The 3,314-nt window shown below is 71.7% G+C and carries 3 protein-coding genes and 1 riboswitch; of the genes, 1 reads left to right on the forward strand and 2 read right to left on the reverse strand.

Features of this window, described 5'->3' with window-relative positions:
• Positions 1–50: 50 nt before the first annotated feature.
• The gene (locus ACFU5G_RS29645) at positions 51–1,112 is read right to left on the reverse strand and encodes a S8 family serine peptidase (protein ID WP_377252692.1); all 1,062 of its coding nucleotides are present in this window, start codon (positions 1,110–1,112) and stop codon (positions 51–53) included.
• Between the two features lie 139 nt (positions 1,113–1,251).
• Positions 1,252–2,145 (reverse strand): hypothetical protein, encoded by an 894-nt coding sequence (locus ACFU5G_RS29650; RefSeq protein ID WP_377252694.1) that lies wholly within the window; start codon positions 2,143–2,145, stop codon positions 1,252–1,254.
• A 163-nt stretch (positions 2,146–2,308) separates the two neighbouring features.
• Positions 2,309–2,505: riboswitch (cyclic di-AMP (ydaO/yuaA leader) on the forward strand.
• A 1-nt stretch (position 2,506) separates the two neighbouring features.
• Between ACFU5G_RS29650 and ACFU5G_RS29655 the strand changes: the two genes are divergently transcribed.
• Entirely contained in the window at positions 2,507–3,241 is a 735-nt protein-coding gene (locus ACFU5G_RS29655) for a C40 family peptidase (RefSeq protein WP_377252696.1), read from the forward strand.
• Positions 3,242–3,314: the final 73 nt, after the last annotated feature.

Raw genomic sequence — 3,314 nt, forward strand, 5'->3', positions numbered from 1 at the left:
GGCGTGGGCCGCGGTGCTCCTGCGCGCTCGGCGCCGCCGTGCGCTCGGCGTCAGTACGCGACCGCCGCGGCCGCGTCGACGATGCCGTACCCGTACAGCGGCGTCCACAGGCCCCGCAGGCCCAGGAGCGGGTCGCGAGCCGTGTACAGGATGGCGGCCTCGACGTCCGTCAGCGACCGCCCCTGCGCGAACAGCAGCGCCGCGACCCCGGCCACGTGCGGCGTCGCCATCGACGTGCCCGCGTAGGCGTCGTAGCTGCCGCCCGCACAGGTGTCGGACCCGGTGCCCTCGGGGACCGTGGACCAGACGTCGCCGTCGCAGCCGGTCAGCCCGCCCGACCCGCCGGGCGCCGAGACGCTCTTCAGGTCGAGCTTGACCGGCAGCTCCGAGTAGTAGGAGTGCAGGCCGGCCGAGTCGGTGGCCCCGATGCAGATCGCGACGCTGGTGAACGCCGGGTCGCTGCAGAGCGGGGTCGACGAGTTGCCGGCCGCCGCCACCGTGAGCGCGCCCTGCTCGCGGGCGTACGCGATGGCGTCCCGCATCAGGGTGTCGACGCCGATGATCGTCAGCAGCTGCCCGCCCAGGCCGGAGCCCAGGGAGAGGTTGATGACGTCGGCACCGTGGTCGGCCGCCCAGCGGATGCCGTCCGCGATGTCCTGCGACGACCCCGTGCCGGCCTCGAGCACCTTGACCGGGAGGATCTTCGCGTCCGGCGCGACGCCGGCGACGCCGATGCCGTTGTCCGTCGCGGCGGCCACGATGCCTGCCACGTGCGTGCCGTGCTCGTCGCCGTCGTTGGCGCCGTCGGGGCCCCGGAAGTCCCCGTCGCCGCACGGACGGACGTCCGCGCAGCCCGTGAAGGTGGCGCCCGGCAGGAGCTGTCCCGCCAGGTCGGGCTGGTCGAGATCGACACCGGTGTCGACCACGGCCACCACCACGCCCTCACCGGTGCTGGCCTGCCAGGCCGCCTCGGCGTTGATCTGGTCCAGGCCCCACTGCTTGTCCCGGAGGGGATCGCTGGTCGCGGCCTGCGCGCCCGGCGCCAAGGCGACCAGCGCCGTCACGACGAGCGCCACGGAGGTGGCGGCGCCGGCCAAGGACTTCCTGTTCATCTGTGCCCCCAGTGCTCGCACGGGGGTTGATTACCCCCGAACTGGGGCAAACCTAGGGGGACCGGACAAGCGTCGAACAGGCCTCATGTCCGGTTGAGGGTGAAATTTACACAATCGAAATCAGTAGGGGCACTGCCCGTCAGGCCCAGGCCTCGGACAGCTCGCCCTCGTCCCCGGCCTCCCGGGACAGCCGCAGCGCCGCGATGGCCGCGCCGAGCAGCAGGGCCACCACCCAGGCGCCGAGCTGGTGCCCCTCGGTCGTCAGGGCGGCGGAGGCGATCTCGCGGCCCGCGATGCCGGCGGCCGACAGCGGGTTCTCGGTGAGCGCCGAGCCCGGCCAGATGTTCTCCTGCACGGTCAGCAGGGCGGGACCGGTGGACTGCAGCACCCACACGGTGCCCGCAGCGGGCAGCCAGCCGAGCAGATCGAGGGGCTTGCCGTCCACGCAGAGCCCGAACGCCACGCCGAGCGCCGACGCGAGCACCCACGACGAGCCGGTGGGCGAGACGTCGTTGCCGGGCAGGAGGCCCCAGAGCCAGCCGTCCAGGAGCACCACCGGGAGGGCGAGCGCGACGCCGCGCAGCGCGGCCGGCCCGATGCCGGCCAGAAGCCCGGCAGCAAGGCCCACGAGTCCCGCTCCGACGGTGACGACGAGCATCCCGATCGGCATGGCGTCACCGGGCACGGTGGCGCCGGCCGCGAGCCACCAGGAGCTGCCGGCCGCGCCGGCCATGCCGAGCAGGGTGCCCGCGATCGCGGCGCCCGCACCCGCGCCGCGAGACGCGGGGAGGCGGGCCGTGACGCCGGCGAGCAGCCCGCCCATCAGGGCCATGACGACCAGGCCGACCACGGCGCCGTCGGCCGTGAAGGGGAGCGGCAGGAGCCCGGCCGCCGCGGCGTCGGACGCGCGCGCAAAGCCCGTGACCTGGTACGACAGCTGCGCGATCCACGGCAGAAAACCGCCGACCCACCAGACGATCGCACTGATTGGAAGCACCCACCACGCGGAGATGCGGTGCTGCGTTTCGGCCATGTCGCCGAACGCTAGCCGATGTGTGATGTCGGTCATAACCCCTGAAGCCCGGAACGACGCAAATCTGCGTCTTCGTTGGGTCAGACCGTAATGCGTAACCCGATCGTGACTTTTCCCGTGAACGTGTGTACTTTGACTTCTGCTCCACCGCGACGGTGGAGTCGTGAGCCGGACGCCGAGTCCTGTCACCGGCTCATGACTCAGACGTTCAAGACAGGAGCGGGGGACCCATTCCCGGGCGACAGCAGGATCGTCGTCCTCGGGGTGAAGCCGGACGGAAACCCCCCAGTAGCCGTGCGGCCGGGTTGTACTCCTACCCGAACCCGACAGCTGACCTCGCAGGCGGTACAGGAGACATTAGGTGACGAACTCCCTCCGCGGACGGCATCGTGACAGCCGCCCGGCCCAGACACCACTGACTATCCTCGCTCGTACCGCCACCGAGAACGCCGGCACCGTCGCCCGCCGTGGCGCCATCGCGGCAGCCGCAGGCGGCGTCCTCATCTCGACCATCGCGACGACGGCCCACGCGGCCCCGGCGATGGACCTCAAGACCGAGGTCAAGACCGCGAAGCTCAACTCGGTCGACCTCAACTCCCTCACCGCGGTGGCCAAGCAGTCCGTCGCCTCCGCGCCCACCGTGACCGTCCCGGCCGATGCGAAGATGCCGATCGAGCTGGAGACCCTGGGCACCTCGAAGGGTGCCGACGGCGAGAAGGGCGAGGCCCCCGCCGTCGTGTCGGTCGACGCGCCGGACCCGGTCCCGGTCGGCCAGCAGGCCGTCAACATCGCCTTCAACTACCTGGGCATCACCTACGTGCTGGGCGGCAACTCGCCGGCGGAGGGCATGGACTGCTCGGGTCTGATCCAGTACGTGTACGCGCAGCTCGGCGTCTCCCTGCCGCACTCCTCGAGCGCGATGCTCGGCTCCGGCTACCAGGTCACGTACCCCGAGCCCGGCGACATCGTCTGGACGCCCGGCCACGTGGCCCTCTACGCGGGCAACGGCATGATCATCGAGGCCTGGGCCGCCGGCATGCCGGTGCGCTACACCGAGATGTGGCAGAACAGCCCGACCTTCATCCGGGTCGTCTGAGTCGGAGGCTCAGACGACAGAGTCTGAGCTCGAGCACCTAGCGAGGCGTCGCCTCCGCCGTCGGGCCCATGGC

It is taken from the genome of Promicromonospora sp. NPDC057488 (genome assembly GCF_042802395.1).
Lineage (GTDB): Bacteria > Actinomycetota > Actinomycetes > Actinomycetales > Cellulomonadaceae > Promicromonospora.

Excerpts from the sequence above, each read along its gene's own strand:
- ACFU5G_RS29650 (WP_377252694.1), bottom strand. The coding sequence starts at position 2,145 with ATGGCCGAAACGCAGCACCGCATCTCCGCGTGGTGGGTGCTTCCAATC.
- ACFU5G_RS29645 (WP_377252692.1), bottom strand. The coding sequence starts at position 1,112 with ATGAACAGGAAGTCCTTGGCCGGCGCCGCCACCTCCGTGGCGCTCGTC.